General features: G+C 67.6%; 12 protein-coding genes. 5 read left to right on the top strand and 7 right to left on the bottom strand.

Annotated elements, in window-relative coordinates; genetic code table 11:
* The first annotated feature begins 42 nt into the window (after positions 1 to 42).
* On the top strand, positions 43 to 624 hold the full coding sequence (locus ACQPXH_RS08430) for a PPA1309 family protein (protein ID WP_373864749.1): 582 nt from the start codon (positions 43 to 45) through the stop codon (positions 622 to 624).
* On the opposite strand, the gene ACQPXH_RS08425 is transcribed toward ACQPXH_RS08430, so the two are convergent.
* Positions 625 to 1,650: a YlbL family protein gene (locus ACQPXH_RS08425; protein WP_433601720.1), complete on the bottom strand. Its 1,026-nt coding sequence runs from the start codon at positions 1,648 to 1,650 to the stop codon at positions 625 to 627. It abuts the gene before it with no gap.
* A gap of 126 nt (positions 1,651 to 1,776) precedes the next feature.
* Between ACQPXH_RS08425 and ACQPXH_RS08420 the strand changes: the two genes are divergently transcribed.
* The 3 genes from ACQPXH_RS08420 (at position 1,777) to ACQPXH_RS08410 (ending at position 5,569) form a co-directional block, all read left to right on the top strand.
* Positions 1,777 to 3,186, top strand: a complete 1,410-nt coding sequence (locus ACQPXH_RS08420; protein ID WP_433601719.1) for a zinc-dependent metalloprotease — start codon at positions 1,777 to 1,779, stop codon at positions 3,184 to 3,186.
* Between the two features lie 115 nt (positions 3,187 to 3,301).
* Positions 3,302 to 4,141 carry a hypothetical protein gene (locus tag ACQPXH_RS08415; RefSeq protein ID WP_433601718.1) on the top strand — a complete coding sequence of 280 codons (840 nt, stop codon included), beginning with the start codon at positions 3,302 to 3,304 and terminating at the stop codon, positions 4,139 to 4,141.
* A 75-nt stretch (positions 4,142 to 4,216) separates the two neighbouring features.
* Positions 4,217 to 5,569, top strand: coding sequence for an ABC1 kinase family protein (locus ACQPXH_RS08410; protein WP_433601717.1), 1,353 nt, complete (start codon positions 4,217 to 4,219; stop codon positions 5,567 to 5,569).
* A gap of 163 nt (positions 5,570 to 5,732) precedes the next feature.
* Here ACQPXH_RS08410 and ACQPXH_RS08405 read toward each other — a convergent pair whose 3' ends face one another.
* The gene (locus ACQPXH_RS08405) at positions 5,733 to 5,999 is read right to left on the bottom strand and encodes a WhiB family transcriptional regulator (protein WP_433601716.1); all 267 of its coding nucleotides are present in this window, start codon (positions 5,997 to 5,999) and stop codon (positions 5,733 to 5,735) included.
* A 643-nt stretch (positions 6,000 to 6,642) separates the two neighbouring features.
* Positions 6,643 to 8,817, bottom strand: a complete 2,175-nt coding sequence (locus tag ACQPXH_RS08400) for an ATP-dependent DNA helicase UvrD2 (protein WP_433603376.1) — start codon at positions 8,815 to 8,817, stop codon at positions 6,643 to 6,645.
* 468 nt (positions 8,818 to 9,285) lie between these two features.
* On the opposite strand from ACQPXH_RS08400, the gene ACQPXH_RS08395 reads away from it, so the two are divergent.
* Positions 9,286 to 9,516 (top strand): mycoredoxin, encoded by a 231-nt coding sequence (locus ACQPXH_RS08395; RefSeq protein WP_433603375.1) that lies wholly within the window; start codon positions 9,286 to 9,288, stop codon positions 9,514 to 9,516.
* Positions 9,517 to 9,577: 61 nt separating this feature from the next.
* On the opposite strand, the gene nudC is transcribed toward ACQPXH_RS08395, so the two are convergent.
* From nudC to ACQPXH_RS08375, 4 genes are all read right to left on the bottom strand, one after another.
* Positions 9,578 to 10,480: an NAD(+) diphosphatase gene (gene nudC / locus ACQPXH_RS08390; protein ID WP_433601715.1), complete on the bottom strand. Its 903-nt coding sequence runs from the start codon at positions 10,478 to 10,480 to the stop codon at positions 9,578 to 9,580.
* Between the two features lie 23 nt (positions 10,481 to 10,503).
* The gene (locus ACQPXH_RS08385) at positions 10,504 to 11,559 is read right to left on the bottom strand and encodes a potassium channel family protein (protein WP_433601714.1); all 1,056 of its coding nucleotides are present in this window, start codon (positions 11,557 to 11,559) and stop codon (positions 10,504 to 10,506) included.
* Positions 11,560 to 11,694: 135 nt separating this feature from the next.
* Entirely contained in the window at positions 11,695 to 15,699 is a 4,005-nt protein-coding gene (locus tag ACQPXH_RS08380; RefSeq protein ID WP_433601713.1) for an ATP-dependent helicase, read from the bottom strand.
* Positions 15,696 to 19,664 carry a PD-(D/E)XK nuclease family protein gene (locus tag ACQPXH_RS08375; RefSeq protein ID WP_433601712.1) on the bottom strand — a complete coding sequence of 1,323 codons (3,969 nt, stop codon included), beginning with the start codon at positions 19,662 to 19,664 and terminating at the stop codon, positions 15,696 to 15,698. Before ACQPXH_RS08375 ends, ACQPXH_RS08380 begins: the two co-directional genes overlap by 4 nt.
* Positions 19,665 to 19,688: the final 24 nt, after the last annotated feature.

Raw genomic sequence — 19,688 nt, 5'->3', positions numbered from 1 at the left:
CCTGGCTACATACACATAGTCGCTGGTGCGAGGATGTTCAGTGTGACCGCAGACCTGCACGCCGAACTCGTCCTCGCCCGTTCCGTCCGTGAAGTGGCGGAATTCGTCGATGCCGAGGGTTGGGGCAGACCGCCGCAGATGTTCGCGCTGGTGCCGACCGCCGATCTGGTCGCGGCCGAGCCCGGGTTGCTCGATCAGCTGGATCAGGGCAGCGAGCTGACTCCCATCGCGCAGGAGTCGTTCCCGGAGGACATCACCGGCGGATCGATGGCGCTCGACGAATTCCTCGCGACCACCAGTTGGCCCGATGCCGTGAGCGGCTGTGTGCTCGTCCAGGAGATCGTCGTGTTGCCGCCGGATGCCGAGAGCACCCTCGATGATGCGCTCACCCCGCTGCTCGCCGATCACGAGGCCGCCGACGCCGCCGCGCGCGCCGCGGCCGAGACGCATCCTGGGCGGCGCACGGCCCGGCTGTTCGCCGCGGTACTTCGCAGCGGTGCGGATCTGTGCCTGCTGCAGGTCAAGCCCGAGGACGATGTCGACGACTTCGGCGATCTCGACCTGCGCACCTATCCGAATCTGGCGCCCAACCTCATCGAGGCACTGCACCACACGATGGAGTGATCAGCCGCAGGAGACGGTCTCCCGGCCCGCGTTGATGTCGCTGAGGGATTGCACTGCGCCGCTGAGGTTTTCGACCTTCACCAGGCGCAGGCCCTCGGGCGTGCGCTGTTTGGCCTCGTTGCAATTGGCGGCCGGGACCAGGAAGGTCTCCGCACCGGCGTCGCGCGCGGCCATCATCTTGTACTGGATGCCGCCGATCGGGCCGACCTTGCCGTCCTGATCGATGGTTCCGGTCCCAGCGACGAACTTGCCGCCGTCCAGTTCACCGGGGGTGAGTTTGTCGATCAGCGCGAGACTGAACATCAGACCGGCCGACGGTCCACCGATATCGGCGAGATTGAACGAGACCTCCATGGGCGGGCGCGCACCCTCGGTCGGGGTCAGGCCGAGGTAGCCCTTGTTCGCGTCGTCGGGGCGCGCGGCCAGGGTGATCGTCGCGGTGTGTTCGGTGTTCTCGCGCCGGTAGGTCACGGTGATCTGCGCGCCGGGCGCCTGCGAGGACACTGCGGCGACGACATCCTTGGGCGCGGTCATCGGTGCGCCGTTGACGCTGACCAACTCGTCTCCTGCCCGCAGCGTCTCCTTGGCGGGCCCGTCGTCGGAGACCTTGCGCACCAGCACCACCGTCGGCAGGTTCATGAAGTGCAGCGCCGCCACCTCGGCATTGCCCTCGGAATCCTTGAAGTCCTGCTGGTTGGACTTGTCGATCTCCTCGCGCGGGACGCCGGGCGGGTACACCTCGGCGCGTGGGACCAGGCCGTGTTCACCGCTGACCCAGAACCCGAACGCCTCGAAGATGTTGAGTCCGTCGCGCACCGAGACCGTCGTCATATTCAGATGACCGGTCACCGGGTCCACTTCGGCGCCGCGGACGTCGACGACCTGCTTGCCGTCGACCGAGCCGAGGGTATTGAACGTGGGTCCCGGCCCGAGTGCGACGAAGGGCACAGTGAGCAGACTGCCCACCACACCGAGGACGAGCACCGGGATCAGGGCGGCCACCAGGGTCAGGATCCGACGATTCACCTGGACCACAGTAATGATCGCCGCCGCGCCGGGTCGTGCGAGGCGCATTTACCGGCGTTCGCGCGGGCGGAGATTTCGCGCCGCGCGAACATCGACCCCCTACACCACACGCGTAATGTTTGGGGTATGAGTGACCTCCCCTTCGGATTCTCGAACCGCGATGACGACGACCGCAAGCGCGGCGACGAGCCGAGCGGTGCCGGGGCGAACGATCCGTTCGGCTTCGGCGGGGCAGGCGCGGGCGGTTTCGATCCGGCCCAGCTCGGACAGATGCTCACCTCGCTCGGCCAGATGCTCAGTGGGATGGGACAGCCGGGTTCGGCGCAGTCCGGCCCGGTCAATTACGACGTGGCCAAGCGATTGGCCCGCCAGCAGCTCGGCGCGAATGTGACGCCGGTCTCCGAAAGCACGGTCAAGGCCGTGGCCGATGCCGCACACCTGGCCGAACTGTGGCTCGACGGCGCGACCACACTGCCCGCGGGCGCCACCAGAACCGCGGCCTGGACCGCCAACGACTGGATCGAGGAAACGCTGCCGACCTGGAAGCGGCTGTGTGATCCGGTGGCCGAGCAGATCTCCGGCATGTGGACCTCGCAGTTGCCGGAAGAGGCGCGCGAGTTCGCCGGTCCCGTGGTCGGCATGCTCGGGCAGATGGGCGGACTCGCCTTCGGCTCCCAGCTCGGGCAGGCCCTCGGCCAACTCGCCAAGGAGGTGCTGACCTCCACCGATATCGGACTGCCGCTCGGCCCGACCGGCATCGCGGCGCTGCTGCCCGCGGCGATCTCGGAGTTCAGCGCCGGACTCGAGCAGCCGGAAAGCGAGATCCTGGTCTTCCTCGCGGCCCGCGAGGCCGCCCACCAGCGCCTGTTCGCACATGTGCCGTGGCTGCGTCAGCAGGTACTCGGCGCGGTCGAGGACTATGCGCGCGGCATCAAGATGGACTTCTCCGCCCTGGAGTCGGCGGCCCAGAATATCGACCCGATGTCGCTGACCGATCCGTCGAAGCTCGAGGAGATCCTGGCCCAGGGCGCATTCGAACCGCAGACCACCCCGGAACAGAAACAGGCCCTGGAGCGACTGGAAACGCTGCTGGCCCTGATCGAGGGCTGGGTACAGGTCGTGGTCACCGAGGCGATCGGTGACCGCCTGCCGGGTGCGGGCGCGCTCGCAGAGACCCTGATCCGCCGCCGTGCCACCGGCGGCCCGGCCGAGCAGACCTTCGCAACGCTGGTCGGACTCGAGCTGCGGCCCCGCAAGCTGCGCGAGGCGGCGGCGCTGTGGCGGCGGCTCACCGCCGATGCCGGCATCGACGCGAGGGACGCCATCTGGGCGCATCCGGATCTGCTGCCGGATTCCAATGATCTGGACTCCCCCGCGGGCTTCATCGATTCGGTGATCGGCGGCGGGGTGGACGCCTTCGACGATCCGCTGGCCCAGTTGGCCGAGACCGAGGCACGCGAGAAGGCCGAACGCGAGGCCGCGAAGGGTGACGGTGAATCCGGCCCCAACCTCGACAAGGACACCGACGCGTCCTGAGACGTGTCCTGTTGATAAGCGCGAATTCCTGTGGATTACTGCAGGTTTCGCGCTGATTCGCCGATGACCCGATCCGCATACTGCTGCCATGACGACGAGGCGAATGTGCGGGCCGATGCTGGCGCCGCGAGTGACGGTATTGGTGCGGTCGTCCGGAGTCGTGCAGTTGGGGTGGGATCCGGAGCGGGCACTGTTGCTCGATCGGACCGCATTGGATACCGACACCGTGCTCGCTTTTCTGCGGTTGCTGGACGGCATGCACAGCCGCCCGCAGATCATCTGGCGGGCCGGGCAATGTGGGATCGAACCCGAGGACGCGGCGGAGCTGCTGAATCGCATCGATGACGCGGGGCTGCTGCTGCATCCGGATCCGCGCCTGGGGCGGGTGCGTTCGGTGCGGGTGCACGGGCTCGGGCCGCTCTCGGATGCGGTCGCGGCCGGGCTGCGGCGGCTCGGGCTGCGGCCGATCCGGTCGCGCGGCTACCGCGCCGACTGTTCGGTGCTGGATTGGCACGGTGAACTCGTGGTGCTGACCGATTCGCTCGTCATCGAACCGCGCCTGGCCAATGAGCTGGTGCTGCACGGAATTCCGCATATGCAGGTCCGAATTCGCGACGGCAACAAGGGCATCGTCGGGCCACTGGTCTTTCCGGGCCTGACGAGCTGTCTGCGCTGCCTCGACCTGACCCGTTGCGAGTACGACCCGGAGTGGCCGCAGCTGGCGAGCCAATTGCTCGGTCGAGTCGGGCACGCATCACCTGCCGGGATCCTGGCGACAGCGGCTTTGCTGCTGGGCGAACTCGAAGCGATCATGCACTGTTCCCCCGAGCGCCAGCTCGACACCATGAACACCACGATCGAACTCGAACTCGATACGCACCGGATCTCGCGCCGCGAATGGCCGCAGCACGACGGCTGCGGATGCCGCCGCATTTTCGCTGGTGGCACTGGATGAGAGTGTCGATTCTTACAGCCCGCCAAGCAAGGACATCAAGATTGTCGTGGCGATTTCACGGGTCCGTCCGCCATGATGGGTGACGTGTCTGAGATCGTGCGCCGTCGCTCGTCCCGCAATGCCAAGTTGGCCAAGATTCCGCTGGGTATCGCCGGACGAGCCGCCGTCGGGTTCGGTAAGAAGCTGGCCGGTGGCGATAAGGGGGAGATCAACGCCCAGTTGAACCAGAAGGCCGCCGAGCAATTGTTCACCGTGCTCGGTGAGCTCAAGGGCGGTGCGATGAAGTTCGGACAGGCGCTGAGCGTCATGGAGGCCGCGGTTCCCGAGGAGTTCGGCGAGCACTATCGCGAGGCACTCACCAAACTGCAGGCCGCCGCGCCGCCGATGCCCGCCGAGACCGTGCACCGGGTCCTGGACCAGCAGCTCGGCACCCAGTGGCGGCAACGCTTTCAATCCTTCGACGACACCCCCTCGGCATCGGCGAGCATCGGCCAGGTGCACAAGGCGGTGTGGTCGGATGGCCGGACCGTCGCGGTGAAGGTGCAGTATCCGGGCGCCGACGAGGCGCTGCGCGCCGACCTCAAGACATTGTCGCGGATGACCGGTCTGCTCGCCTCGGTGATCCCGGGCGCGGATGTGAAGCCGCTGCTGGCCGAGATCACCGAGCGCACCGAGGAGGAACTCGACTACCGCAACGAGGCCGCCAACCAGCGCACCTTCGCCAAGGCCTTCGACGGACATCCGGAGATCGTGGTGCCGAAGGTGGTGGCCAGCGCGCCGAAGGTGATCGTGACCGAATGGCTGGACGGCACCCCGGTCTCACAGATCATCAAGCAGGGGGCCGAGGATCCGGAAGGCACACGTGCGCTGCGCAATCGGGTCGCCGGACTGATGGGCAAATTCCACTTCTCCTCACCGGAAACCGTCGGACTGCTGCACGCCGATCCGCATCCCGGCAACTTCATGATGCTGCCCGACGGCAAACTGGCCGTCATCGATTTCGGCGCCTGCGCGCCCATGCCGGACGGCTTCCCCGAGGTCCTCGGCCGGATGCTGGCCCTGGAACTCGACGAACGCTTCGATGAACTGGTCGAGCTCATGTACGACAACGGCTGGGTGATTCCGGGCCGGACCGTCACCGATAAGGAGATCGCCGACTACCTGCGGCCGTTCACCGACCCGATCCAGACCGATTCGTTCCACTTCACCCGCAAGTGGATGCAGCGGGTGGCCGGTAAGGCCTCCGATATCGGCAGTCCGGATTTGAAGACCGCGCGGGCGCTGCAACTGCCCGCGCAGTACGTGATGATCTTCCGCGTGCTCGGCGGTTCGGTCGGCATCCTGGCCCAGCTCGATGCGGAGCTGCCGTTCATGCAATTGGTGCGGGCCTGGATGCCAGGCTTCCGCGAGGAGCGATCCGCGAGCTGAAAGCCGAAAAAGCTTGGCCGAGAACGCAAACGAGCCGCCCACCGGATCTCACGGTGAGCGGCTTGTTTGCTTTCTCGTTCCTGGGCCCTGTGCTGATCGGTTTCGGCCGAATCCGAACCGGCCGAATAGGCCTCAGTGACCGGAGGGAGGGGAATCACAGATCTCATACCGAGATCGCGACCTTGCGTGGACGTCCACGCGGGCGCTTGCGGGCGATCACGACACCCTGGTCGAAGATCTCACCACCCCAGACACCCCAAGGCTCGCGCCGATCCATGGCCGCGGTCAGGCAGCCCTTTCGGATGGGGCAAGACGCGCACAGCGCCTTGGCCTGCTCCAACTCGACCGGGCTCTCGGCGAACCAGAGATCGGGATCTCCGGCTCGACAAGGCACCTTTGTGACCTCCCTGGTACGGGTGGGCCGTGCCACGGTTCGGCATGTCACGTCAGTAGTGGCTTGTGGCCTCTCTGCGGTGAACACGTCGTTCTCCTTCAGCTCGTTTGCAGCGGTACGTTCGTTCGTTCCGCGAAACCGAGGCCGGTGGTGGCTGAAGGGCCGACAAAAAATACTGGCCACGGTTTCGCTTCGGGCGATCCGTGGCCAGGAGGTCGGGGAGTGTTCCCTACCTAGTTCGACATCTCTGTCGAATCCTGATCACGGTCGCTGGGTGTGTGGTGCGGCGGAGGCGTGCCTGCAGATCTGCCGGTGCGTATCCGGCCTCGACTGCGAAGACGCCGGCTTCTGCCGTGTGGGCAAATGCCGGGTGCCAGCCCGCGCTTGGCTTGTCCTGAATGACGACGCAAATCGGGGAATGCATGCTCATGGCTTTGCCGTGATCCCCGGATACGCCGACGCCGGACAGACCGATCCCCTGCAAAGCAGCGAGGATCCCCCGGGAGGCCGACATGACGGGCGCAGCATTCACTGCAACGCCTGTAGCGCTGAAGTTCGTATTGCCATTCATCGGTCTGCCTCCCTCCTGTACTCGTGTCGGTAACTCTGCGCGCCGAGATGACCTCCCGGTGCGTGAATCCCACCATATGGGTTGCCGCTCATCGCGACAACCTATTTTCTACCTGCGGTTTTGTGGGCTTGACCGCAGCCGTGATGCCACTATCGACAACACCTCGGCCCCGTATCGGTCGAGCTTCTTCGCCCCGATTCCGGGGATCGCGGCGAGTGCATGGTCATCGGCGGGCAGTTGCTCGGCGATCGCGGTGAGTGTGGTGTCGGTGCAGATGACGAACTCGCGCACCCGCAGATCCTGCGCTTTCTCCTCGCGCCACGCCTGCAGCGCCGCGAGTAGCTCGGCATCGAGTTCGGCCGGGCAGCGGCGGCAGCGGCCGAGCATGGTGGCATAGGTACCGATCAGCGGTTTGGCACATACCCGACAGGTGGGGCGCACACCATTCGTGGCGCTGTCGGCAACCGGCGCGGCGATTCGCGAGGCCGGCGAGTCGTCGGGCACCAGGCCGTTGAGGAATCGGGAGCGCCGCCGCGTGCGCCTACTGCCCTCGCCGCGTGACAGCGCCCAGGACAGTTGCAGGAATTCGCGGGCCCTGGTCACACCGACATAGAGCAGTCGCCGTTCCTCTTCGAGGGCGGCCTGATCGGCGACCGAACCGTCGTCACCCAGCACATGCGCGATCGGTAGCGTGCCGTCGGCGACACCGACGAGGAATACCGCATCCCATTCCAGCCCCTTCGCCGCGTGCAACGACGCGAGGGTTACGCCCTGGACGGTGGGTGGGTGCCTGGCCTCGGCGCGCGCGGCCAACTCGCGCAGCAGGCCGATCAGGTCGAGTGCGTCGTCCTGATCGACCAACTCTTCGGTCAGGCGCACCAGCGCCGTCAACGATTCCCAGCGTTCGCGCGCCTGAGCACCCGCGGGTTCGGTTGCGGTGAGACCGACCGGCGCGAGTGCGGCGCGCACCAAGGTAACCAAGGCCTTACCACTGCGGGACTGGCCCGGCAGATCCTCGCGAGCGGCCACCCGACGCAATGCGGATACGGCTTGCCTAACCTCATTTCGAGCGAAAAAGCCTTCACCACCGCGGACTTGATAGGCGATGCCGAGTTCGGTCAGCGCGTGTTCATATGCCTCGGACTGCGCGTTGATCCGATAGAGCACCGCGATCTCGGCGGCCGGCGTGCCCGCAGCGATCAGTTTCTTGATCGACCGCGCGACCGCACGGGCCTCGGCCGGGCCGTCGTCGAATTCGGCGAACATCGGCTCCTGGCCGTCGTCGCGCTGGCCTACCAGTAGCAACCGGGTGCCCGCGATGCGACCGCGCGCGGCGCCGATCACCCGGTTGGCCAGCGAGACCACCTGCGGTGTGGAGCGATAGTCGCGTTCCAAGCGGACCACCGTCGCCTCCGGAAAGCGCCGGGAGAAGTCGAGCAGATAGCTCGGGGTGGCGCCGGTGAACGAGTAGATCGTCTGGTTCGCGTCGCCGACCACGGTCAGATCGTCGCGGTCGCCGAGCCAGGCATCGAGCACCCGCTGCTGCAGCGGCGTGACATCCTGATATTCGTCGACCACGAAACTGCGGTAGCGCCCGCGGAATTCGTCGGCCACCGACGGATAATCCTCCAGCGCGGCGGCGGTGTGCAGCAGCAGATCGTCGAAGTCGAGCAGCAGACCGTCCGGTGTCGCCTTCAATTTTTCGTAGCCGCTGTAGGCGGCCGCGACCCGCATCGGATCATAGGGCGGCTCGCGACGGTGTTCGGCCACGGCCGCCGGATAGTCCTCCGGTGCGATGAGAGTGGCCTTCGCCCATTCGATTTCGGTGAGCAGATCGCGGACGGCTTCGGTGTGCGAGGACAATCCGGCCTGATGTGCGGCCTGTGCCACGACCGGGAATTTGCGATCGAGCAACTGCCACGGCACATCGCCGACGATCTGCGGCCAGAAGTACTTGAGCTGGCGCAGCGCGGCCGCGTGGAAGGTGCGGGCCTGCACCTGGTTGGCCTCGCCACCGAGGCCGAGCGCGCGCAGGCGGTTGCGCATCTCCCCCGCCGCGCGCGCGGTGAATGTCACCGCGAGCACTTGGTCGGCTTTGACGTGTCCTGCGGAAACCAAATGTGCGATGCGATGGGTGATGGTCCTGGTTTTGCCGGTACCGGCACCGGCGAGCACACAGACCGGACCCCGTGGCGCGCGGACTGCCGCGGCTTGTTCGGGGTCCAGCGAGTCCAACTCCGGGCGGGTGGGCTCGCTCGTACTGGTTGCCGACACGACACACATCATGGCAGTGCCCGCCGACAAGTCGTGCCACAAGGGACCCGGTCCGGATCGAATTCCGCGGTTTCGCAGGCTCGCTGACGCGACTAGCGATCGCGTAGACGCCGCGGTGCACCCGTGAACGCGCTCGAATCGCCGTCGAGCGGGCCGAAGAAATTCGTGATCGCAGTTCTCGACCGCGACTATCGCCCGATTCGCAAGCGCCACACCAGTTTCGGTGTGGGCGAGAGCCTTGGCCCCGCGGTCGTGTGGATGGTCGCGGCGCTCCAGCAGCCCCTTCTGCTCGAGTGCGCGCAAAACCTGAGAGGTCATCATCGGGTCGGTGGCCGCGTGGGCAGCCAGATCGCATTGCATCACCGGTTCGTCGCGCCCGGCGGCGAGGTAGGTCAGCGCGGACTCGGAGTTCGATGGAACAGGATCGGGCCGTCAAATGTTGAACGGTCCGTGACTGACGTGACCCCCGCCTTGACGATGTACTCCACCACCTGGTGCGGCTACTGCCGACGACTGAAGAAGCAGTTGGACGAGTCCGGTATCAGCTATGTCGAGATCGATATCGAAGTGGATCCCGCATCGGCCGAGTTCGTCGGCAGTGTGAACGGCGGCAACCACGTGGTGCCGACGGTAAAGTTCGCGGATGGATCCACGGCGACGAATCCGTCGCTGGCCGCGGTAAAGCAGACATTGGCCGCGCTGGCCTGATCAGACTGCAATTGATCCGTGCGGACCGATCGGCCCGCACGGAACTTTTGCGTGTCTTCGATCAGAGCGCGGCCCAGGACTCCACGATGGTGCGCGCGATGGAGATCGAACCCGGCAGCAGTAGCCGCGCACCCTGATTCTGGGCGGACCAGTCACCGACAGCCAGCGCCTCGCGCACCTCGGCCCGGGTGAACCAGTAGGCCTCGGCGATCTCGCCGTCGGAAAAGGTCAGCCGCTGATCGGGATCCGCGATGGCGGCGAAGCCGAGCATCAGTGAGCGCGGGAACGGCCACGGCTGACTGCCGAGGTAGCGGATATCGCGCACGTCGAGCCCGACCTCCTCGCGCATTTCGCGCTCGACGCACCGCTCCAGCGACTCTCCCGCCTCCACGAATCCGGCAAGCAGGGAGAACAGCGTCTTCGGCCAGGTGTGCTGGCGGGCCAGCAGGACTCGGTCGCCGCCGTCGTGGATCAGGCAGATGACGGCCGGGTCGATCCGGGGGAACTCCTCGTGGCCGTTCTCGGTGACCCGCGACCAGCCGCCCTTGGTCGCGATGGACGCGGTGCCGTCGGCGGCATTGAATCCCGCCTTGTCATGCCAGTTCAGCAGGGCCATGGCGGAGGTGAGCAGGTCGGCGGTGAGATCGTCGAGACCGCCTGCCATCGCGCGCAGATCGGTCAGCGTGCCCTGCAGATCGGCATCACGCACAGCCCACACGTGCTTGCCGCCATGGATGCCGAGGAAGACCGCGGCCGGACTCGGCTCGGCGGACAGCTCGATTGCCGGTTCCAGTACCAGCGCACCGTCATCGAAGCGGAACTGCCCGCGCTTATTGATACGGAGCAACTCGGCCTCGACCCAGCCCTCCTTCAGCGACTGTTCGTCGGCCCGGATCTCCTCGGCCCGGTCGAGCACTGAACGCGAAAGCAGTGGAACACCATTGAGCTGAAATCCAGAGGCCACGATTCGAGACTATCGCGCCGGTATTACCGGCCCGCGTGCCGGATGTAGAGCAGCTTGTCGGTAGCTTCCAGCGCGTCCACCTCGGCCTCACCCACCCGGATCAGCTCGCCGCCGCGCACCACGCCGAGCACGATATCGCCGAGATGGCGCGGGGAGCCGCCCACCTCGGACGGTTCCACATCGCGTTCGGCGACCGCGAAGCCCTGTTCGGGGGTCAGCAAGTCCTCGATCATCTCCACGACGGTCGGGGTGGTGGTGGCGATGCCGAGCAACCGACCCGCGGTCTCGGAGGAGACGACCACCGAATCCGCGCCGGACTGTCGCAGCAGGTGGGTGTTCTCGGCCTCTCGGATGGCGACCACGATCTTGGCGTTCTTATTGAGTTCGCGCGCCGTGAGACTCACCAGGACTGCGGTGTCGTCGCGGTTGGCCGCGACCACGACCGATGCGGCCCGCTGCGCACCGGCCAGCCGGAGCACATCGGACTGGGTGGCCGAACCGTGCACCGTCACCAAGCCCGCATTCGCCGCGGCTTCCAGCGCGAGGGTATCGGTATCGACCACGACGATATCGGCGGGTTGTACGCCGTCGCCGAGCATGGCATCGATCGCGGTGCGGCCCTTCGTCCCGTACCCGACGACCACGGTGTGATTACGCACGCTGCGCCTCCAACGCTGAATCTTGAATGCCTGCCTGGAGCGCTCGGTGAGCACGCCGATGGTGGTACCGACGAGCACGATGAGGAAGAGCACGCGTAGCGGGGTGATGATGACGATATTGGCCAGCCTGGCCTCGGGGGTCACCGGCGCGATATCGCCGTAGCCGGTGGTCGACAGCGATACCGTCGCGTAGTAGAAGGCGTCGAGAAAGGACAGCTCGTCACCGGAATTGTCGTGGTACCCATCGCGTCCGAAGTACACCACCAGCGCCGCGGTGAACAGCAGGCCGATCGCGAAGAGCACCCGACGTATCAGCGAAGCCCCTGGGCTGGTCTGGATTTCGGGGATGCGCAGGACCCCGACCAGCGCGAAATCCGGACGACTTGACAGTCCGACACTGCGTGCGCGATCACCGAACACCGGACGCACCCGCCTCTGTGCTCGCCACGGCGTCGGCCGTCTCCGGCGTTGCTTGTCCCTCCGGCACGCACGGCAGCCTACCGGGTTCTGTCGGCGACGCTTCGCGCCGACGCGAACGGTTGGTGAATCTCTGGATCATTCCGGGGGCGTCGGCGCCGCATTCCGGATCAGTTCGGCCAATTCGTCCGGGCCGGGGAGTTCGACCGGGGCGATGGTGCGTCCGGTGCGCACGTAATGGAATGCGGCGCCGATGCGTTCGAGCATTTCCGCCTCGGTGCCGTGATCGTGCGCCGCCATCAACCTGGCCCAGGCCAATCGGTAGACGGCCAACTGCATGGCGACCGCGGGCTCGTCGGCGGCCGCGGGTTCAGCTCCGGTTTTCCAGTCGACCACGATCCAGCCGCCGCCGGGCTCGGCGAAAACCGCGTCCATCCGGCCGCGGATCACCGTGCCCGCGATGGAGGTTTCGAAGGGGATCTCCACCTCGAGCGGGCTGCGATGGGCCCACGGCGAGTTGAGGAAGGACTCCTGCATGGTGACCAGCTCGGTGTCCAGACCCGCGTCGGCGGAAGTGTCGTCGGCGGCGCCGGGCAGTTCGTCGAAGCCCAGCAGGCGGTCGGCGGCGAACCAGCGCTGCACCCAGGCGTGGAAGGCGGTGCCGCGGCGGGCCAGTGGATTCGGCGGGAACGGCAGTGGGCGGCGCAGGCGGGCGGCGAGTTCGGCTGGGTCGGCGCGCATTTCGACGAGGGCGGTTGCGGCGATCTGGCCGGGGAGTTCGACTTCCTGGGCGATGGCTTGGTCGGCTTCGAATTCGGCGAGGAGGGCGTCGACGTCGGCGGACCAGCCGTCGGGGTCGTCGCGGTCGGGGATGTCGCGGCGGGGGGCGCTGGAATGGTTGCGGGACGGTGTGGGGTCGGAGGTGGATGGGGCGAATTCGTCTGGGGGTGGTTCGAATTCGTCGAAGGGCGCGAATTCGTCGAAGGGCGGCTCGAGGTCGTTGAGGGGAGGTTCGAAGTCGCTGGGAGGCGGCTCGAATTCGTCGGGATGCGGTTCGAACTCGGGCGGGGACAGCTGAGATTCGTCTTGGCCGTGTGCTCCAAGGGCGCTCGCGGGCGGTTCGTACGAGTCGTAGAACGCCGCGGGCGCATCGGGAAAGTCGGGTGGGGGAACGTCGGCATACGGATCGACCGACAGTGTGCCCTGGGCGGGACCATCGGCGCGAGCGGCCGTTGTTGTCGGGGCGGCAAAGTTGTCGGTGGCAGGGGCTACAGTCGGTGCCATGTCGATGTCATGGAGCGCGCGGTCCGCGAAATCGACTGAGGCAGTTGCTTTGTCACGGGCGAGAGGTCGGGCCGGAGGACTGGTGACGCCTACCGATTGCGCCGCAAGTTCGGCTAGGGCGGCGCGGACCAGGGACGCACCCTGTTCAATCGGGGCGCGGCGGTTGCCGAGGGGGTCACGGGGCCATTCGGCGGTTGCGGGGTTATCGGTGAAGGGGTTGACGGCGTCGATGTCGGGGGCATCGTCCCAGCGGTCGATGGTGACCGCGCCATTGGCCGGGCCGTCGGGGGCCTCGCCGGCATGTTTGAGTTCCAGCAGGAAATCCGATGGCCCCTTCGGGGATGTGCCGGTTTCGGCCCAATGGTGGGCGGAGACGAACAGGACGCGTTCGGTTCTGGTGAGGGCTACGTAGAACAGGCGGCGGTCCTCGTCGACGCGACGGCGGTCCAGGGATTCCTTGTGGGACTTGATCGCTCGTTCCAGGTCCGCTCGGTCGTAGAGGTCGGAGAGGTCGAGTACGGGGACGCCCTCGGCGGCATCGTCCTGTCTGCGGTCACCACGCAGGGAGGTGGGGAGTTCGGCGAGGGCGCCGAGCCAGGTGCCCGAGGCCGCGCCGGAGGGGAAGACGCCGCGGGCCACGTGCGGCACCGCGACGATCTCCCATTCCAGACCTTTGGCCGCGTGCACGGTCAACACCTGGACGCGGTCCCGTGCGACCTCGACTTCGCCTGGCTCCAGGCCGTTCTCGACGGATTCGGCGGCGGCGAAGAACGCGAGCAGGCCGCCGAGCGAGGCGCCGGAATCGCTGGCATAGCCGGCGACCACCTCGGCGAAGGCGTCCAGATGTTCACGCCCGGCGCCTGTGCCGAGCATGGCACGGCGGGCTTGGGTTTCCACGCCTACGCCGATGGTGCGTTCCACGTCCGCCACCAGTTCGGCGAGCGGTTGACCGCTGCGCTCACGCAGTGCGGCGAGTTCACGGCCCAATGCGAGGACGCGTTCGAATCCGGACTCCGAGTACTGTTCCTGCGGGCCGGGATCGGCGATCGCATCGGCCAGCCCGGCCTGTTCGGCCGGTTCGGGCGCCACCCCGCGCAATGCCTCGGCCAGTGCGGTCGAATCGGTGATTTCATCGACTTCATTGCCGTGCACACGGCTGATCGACAGATCCCTGGCACGGCGGGCGAGCGCGGCGAGGTCCGCGACGCCGATGCGCCAGCGGGCACCGGTAAGTATGCGCATGGCCGCGCTGCCCGCGCCGGGTTCGGCGACGAGCCGCAGCGTCGCGACGATATCGGCGACCTCCGGGGTGGCGAGCAGGCCGCCGAGGCCGACGATTTCCACCGGAAGTCCTTGTTCGCGTAGGGCTTCCGCGAGTGGGGCGGCATCGGCATTGCGTCGTACGAGTACGGCCGAGGTCGGCGGCGGCTCCCCTGCTTCGCGTTTGGCCGCCCATTCCGCGGCGATCCGGACGGCCACCCAATTCCGTTCGTCGGCAACAGTTTCGGTGAGTGCCAGCGCGACAACGCCCGGTTCGGCATCGGGTTTCGCGCGTAAGGCGTCGACGGTTACCCCGCCGCTGTCGATGGCATTGCGGCGCAAGGGTTCGGCGACCAGGTTCGCCAGGGCAAGCGCCTCCGGTGGGTTCCGCCAGCTGGTCAGCAGTGGCAGGATCGGCGCGGGAAGGCCTGGGGCGCTGGGGAAATCGGTGGCGAACCTGGGCAGGTTGGCGGCGGATGCGCCGCGCCAGCCGTAGATCGATTGCATCGGGTCGCCGACCGCGGTCACTGCCAAACGCTGTTCGCGACGGCTGGTTGCGCCGTGCTCGGCATCCGACCGATGCCCCCGCGCCGCATCGCCATGGGGAGCACGTGAATCCGCAGCATCCTCGCTCGACTTCGGACTGTCCGCGGGTTTTCGTGCGCGCTTCGCGTGCGGTTGCGGGGACACGCCGCCGAACAGTGCGGCCAGCAGGATCCGTTGGGCGTGACCGGTGTCCTGGTATTCATCGAGCAGGACCAGTCGGAAGCGGGCGCGTTCGGCGGCGGCGACCTCGGAATGTTCAGCGGCGAGACGGGCGGCCAGCGACATCTGGGCGCCGAAATCCAGGGCGCCGCGGCGGCGTAAGGCCTCGGCAAGCTGTTTGACCAGGGGCAGCAAGGCGACGCGTTCGCGCTGCACCTGGACGATGTTCTGCAGGGCCTGACTCGGTCCGCCGCGTTGACGCGGACCTGCGGGCAGGGTGTGGACCAGTTTTTCGAGTTCGGTGTGGGCCTCGGCGAGTTGTTCGGATTCCACCAGATGTTCGGCGAGTTGGCCGGACAGCGCGAGCACCGCCTCGGTCACCGAGACCGGGGTGCGATCGGTATCGAGGTCACCGTCCCAGTTGCGGACCACCTGGTGAGCGAGCTGCCAGAGCTGGGTTTCGGTCAGCAGCGTCGCGGCGGGTTCCACGGGCAGCAGCAGGCCGTGCTGGGTGAGCAGGCGGCCCGCGTAGGAGTGGTAGGTGCTGATCTCGGGCTCGGCGCCGGAGAGTTGGGTGCGCAGCTCACCGCCGGGATCGAGGTCGCGCAGCAGCGGTGAACCGGCCAGCCGGGCCAGCCGGGTGCGGATACGGGAGGTCAACTGCTGGGCGGCTTTTCGGGTGAAGGTCAGGCCGAGAACCTCGTCGGGCAGGACGAGACGATTCGCGACCATCCACACCACCCGGGCGGCCATGGTCTCGGTTTTGCCCGCGCCCGCACCGGCCACGACCAGCGTCGGTCCCGGTGGTGCCGCGATCACCGCGGCCTGCTCCTCGGTGGGTGGTGGCAGGCCGAGCGCCTCCGCGAGCCGGTTCGACGATACGGCGCCACTCACTCGTCGGTCACCTGCCTTCCGGTGTCCTGGACGGGGCAGCTGCCCGCCACCGAACAGTGCCTGCAGCCATCGTTGCGCATGGCGAGGTAGCTCGGGCCCTGGGTTGTGGCCGCGGCATCATGAATCGTGCCACGCCATTTGTCGAGTGCCTCGGCGTCGAGCGCGGGCTGCATGCGCTGGGTGGCGCCTTCTTTGCTGCTCGGCTTGGCGACATAGACCAGTCGTGCGCCGCCGGGTTCGGCTGAACCGGATTCCCCTGTGGCGGAATCGGCATCGTCCACAGTGATGTCGAGCGCGCCCGCGGCGGCCGCCACCTGGTAGGTGGCGAGCTGGGCGTGGTCGGCGGCGGCCTGCTTGGTGACCGGCGACTTCCCGGTCTTCACATCGACGATGACGAACCGGCCGAAGGCATCGCGCTCCAGTCGATCGACCCGGCCGCGAATCCGCACGGCGGGTTCGTCTTCCGCGCGCGGGGGAAGGACACAGTCGACCGGGACCTCCACACCGGCCTGGGTCAGCTCACCGCGGGTATTTTGCACCCAGGCCATGAAGGTCTCGAGCATGGTCTCGGTGCGGCGCAGTTCCTGACGGGAATGCCAGCCGGTGCCGGGATCGATGGCCTGCCATGCCTTATCCAGCGCGGCGCGGACCTGCGATTCGGGCACCTTGCCCGCCAATGCCTGGACGAGGGTGTGCACCAGATTGCCCTTGACGGCGTGGGGGTTGTCGCCATCGGTGCCACCGTGACGTTCCAGCGCCCAGCGCAGCGGGCAGGTGCGCAGTAGCTCGACGGTGGACGGAGACAGGGCAACCGCGGTCTCGTCGTCATCCCAGAGGGAACGCGACGAGCTGAGATCGGCTGTGCCATACCATTCGTCGGGATGTGTACCCGGCACGCCGGCGTGGGCCAGCCGAGCGAGTTCGTGGGCGGCGCGACGTCTGCGCTCCGGTTCGGCCTCGGAATCGCAGACGACACCGCGCAATTCCGCCACCAGCGCATGCATGACAAGGGCGCGGCCGGGGTCGGCGACCGGAAGCGCGCCGGGTTCGCTGTCGTCGTCGTGGCCGAGGAGTTCGGCGAGGAATCGTGAGGGTACGAGATCGCGTTCGCCCGATACCGATTCCACCGCGGTGACCAGCAGCGAGCGCCGCGCCCGGCTGCACGCGACCAGCAGCAGTCTGCGTTCCTCGGCCATGATCGGGGCCGCGCGGCTCACCACCGCACCCGCGTCGACGATGCCCGCGGTGAGGTCGACCAGGTCCTCGGTCTGCAGCAGGGTGCCGCGCGGACGCGGATTCGGCCAAATACCTTCCTGCACAGCGGCAACCGCGACCACATCCCACTCCCGGCCCGCGGACGCGTGCGCGCTGAGCAGCGCGACGGCCTCCCCCGCCGCGGTCAGTGATCTGGTGTCGTGCGGAATCTCCTGCTGCACAAGGAATTCGACAAAGCCTTCGATGCTCGCTCGGGGCAGCCGATCCACGTAGGCGGCGGCGGCATCGAATAACCCGACAGCCGCGTCGAGATCGCGATCGGCCTGCATACCCGCCGCGCCACCGCGTTCGGACTGCGCCACCCACCGGCGCTCCAGCCGCGACCCGGTCCACAGCGCCCACAGCACATCCTCGAGACCGGCGCCGCGCCGACGAGTCTTCATGGCCCGGTCGAGCGCGTCGAACACCCGCTTCAGCGGCGCCGCCTCGACATCGGTGAGCCGCTCCATGATTCGACGATCCGCGCGGCCGATCAGCAGGTCACGCAGCACCTCCGCGGAGGATTTGTCGACATAGGCGCGCCATGGGGAATCGCTGTCGTCCGGTTCGGATGCCGACGGGTCCTCTTCCGGATCGCCGCTGCTCCGTTCGGAAGCATCCGTGCTCCCGTGTTCGGTTCGCAGCGAGTTCCGCTCGGCCTCGCCCCGCTCGACGCCTTCCGAACGCCGCCCGGTTTCATCGGCCTCCGACTCGGCACCATCCACACTCCGCCGTGCCTCGTCGGCGGCCGGCTCCGCGGCATTTGCGCCCTGTTCGGCCTGGTCTGTGCCCCGTTCAGGGTCACCGACGCTGCGCGCGGCGTCGTCATCCGCGCCCCCTTCAGTGCCATCTGCGCGTTGCGGTGGGTCACCACTGTGTTCGGGGTCATCGGAATCGTCGACTTCCGGTTCGGGCTTATCGCTGTGCCATTCCAAATCTCGGCTACTGAACTCCGGCTCGATGCCATACCAATCGGCATCGTCGGTGATCCGCTCGACTCGGCTGATATTCCGTTCGGTCGTCGTGACATTCCGCTCGGAGCTGTCCACCCCGGCCTCGAAGCCTTCGTCTTCGGGCGGGAACGCCTCCTCATCCGGAGGCAAACCGGCCCAATCGGGTTCATCACCCAGCGCGGAACTCGCACGTGCGGCCGTGATTTCGCTGCGTGCGGACTCCAGCACACTGCGGCGAATACCGCGACGTAACCGGCGCAGAGTGATCTGATCGGCGCCACCGAGCGGTCCGGCGAGCAAATCCAATGCGTCTTCGGCCGAGAACATTGCCTCCGCCGAACGTCGACGCCAGCGCCGCTGCGCATCCTCGGCGAGCACGGCGCGCAGTGCGAGCAGCATCCAGGCAGCGCCGCGCCGACGGGCCAGTGGCGCGTCGAGTGCGGGCTGTTGTACGGGCACTCCGGCCGCCAATAGGGCGCGGCGCAGCGGAGCCAGTGACAACGGCACCGAGCGGACGATCACCGCCATGCGCGACCACGGCACACCATCGGTGAGGTGGGCGCGGCGCAAATGGTCGGCGATCAGGGCGGCTTCCTTCGCCGGGGTGGCCAGTACCCGCACGCGCACCTCGGTGTCGTCGGCCGTCGGTGCCGTCGTGCGCTCGGGTGCCGAAAAGCGTTGTGGCGCACTGCCGGGCAACTTCGCCGCGATTCGCGCGACCGCCAGTTCCACCGCGCCGGCCGATCGGTGGTTGTCCCGCAGGATGATTCGCTGTCCATCCGGCGCGGCGAGTTCGGCGACGAAGCGCGAATCCGCACCGCGGAAGGCGAATACACCCTGATCCGGATCGCCCGCCACGACCGCCGTATGCGCCGCCGTACCCATCACTCGCACCAGCAGCGCGGCCTGCGGATCCAGATGCTGGGCATCGTCGACCAGCAGGTATCGGATCCGATTCCGTTCCGCGGCAAGCAGATCGGCGTCGCCGGCCAGCGCGTCCAACGCGGCTCCGACGAGTTCGGCCGCATCCAGCGCGGGCGCGGTAGCCTCGGGCGCTTCCACCCCGACCGACCAGCGCAATAGCATCGACTGTTCGTAGCGGACCGCGAACTTGCCCGCCGCCACCCATTCCGGCCGGCCGTGCTCGCGGCCGAGCCGCACCAGATCCTCGGGTCCGAGGCCGCGTTCGGTGGCCCGCAGCATGAGATCGCGCAACTGCTCGGCGAATCCGCCGAGGCCGAGCGCTGGTTGCAGCCGTTCCGGCCACAGACCGCTCGCCCCGGCCGCGATATCGATCAGATCGCCGCGCAGCATTTCACGCACCACGGCATCCTGCTCGGCACCGGTCAGCAAACGCGGCGGCGGATTGCCGTGTGCGCTCGCATGTCTGCGCAGCACCGAGAACGCGTAGGAATGCAGTGTGCGCACCAGCGGTTCCCTGGTGGCGCCGGGCACCCCGCCCTCCGTGGCATCGGGATCGGTCAGCCGGGCGGTTATGGCGTCGCGCAACGTGCTCGCCGCCTGCTTCGAATGGGTCAGTACCAGCACCGATTCCGGGTCGGCCCCCGCGGCGATGCGCTCGGCGGCCAGATCGATCAGCAGCGCGGTCTTGCCGGTTCCCGGCCCGCCGAGCACCTGCCACGGCAGCCAGTCCGGCCGGATCGGGCCGACCGTCGCCGCGGCATCGAACAGCGCGCGGACATCGGCACCCCAGGTCCGAGCCGGGGGCGCCGCCACATTCCGGCGAACAAGTCGCACCGCGCTATCCGATCGCACCACGCG

The sequence above is a fragment of the Nocardia sp. CA-135953 genome (assembly GCF_050955735.1).
Classification (GTDB): domain Bacteria; phylum Actinomycetota; class Actinomycetes; order Mycobacteriales; family Mycobacteriaceae; genus Nocardia.
This window is presented reverse-complemented; position numbering and strand designations above follow the sequence as displayed.

Excerpts from the sequence above, each read along its gene's own strand:
- ACQPXH_RS08410 (WP_433601717.1), top strand. The coding sequence starts at position 4,217 with ATGGGTGACGTGTCTGAGATCGTGCGCCGTCGCTCGTCCCGCAATGCC.
- ACQPXH_RS08415 (WP_433601718.1), top strand. The coding sequence starts at position 3,302 with ATGCTGGCGCCGCGAGTGACGGTATTGGTGCGGTCGTCCGGAGTCGTG.
- ACQPXH_RS08400 (WP_433603376.1), bottom strand. The coding sequence starts at position 8,817 with ATGTGTGTCGTGTCGGCAACCAGTACGAGCGAGCCCACCCGCCCGGAG.
- ACQPXH_RS08395 (WP_433603375.1), top strand. The coding sequence starts at position 9,286 with ATGTACTCCACCACCTGGTGCGGCTACTGCCGACGACTGAAGAAGCAG.
- ACQPXH_RS08420 (WP_433601719.1), top strand. The coding sequence starts at position 1,777 with ATGAGTGACCTCCCCTTCGGATTCTCGAACCGCGATGACGACGACCGC.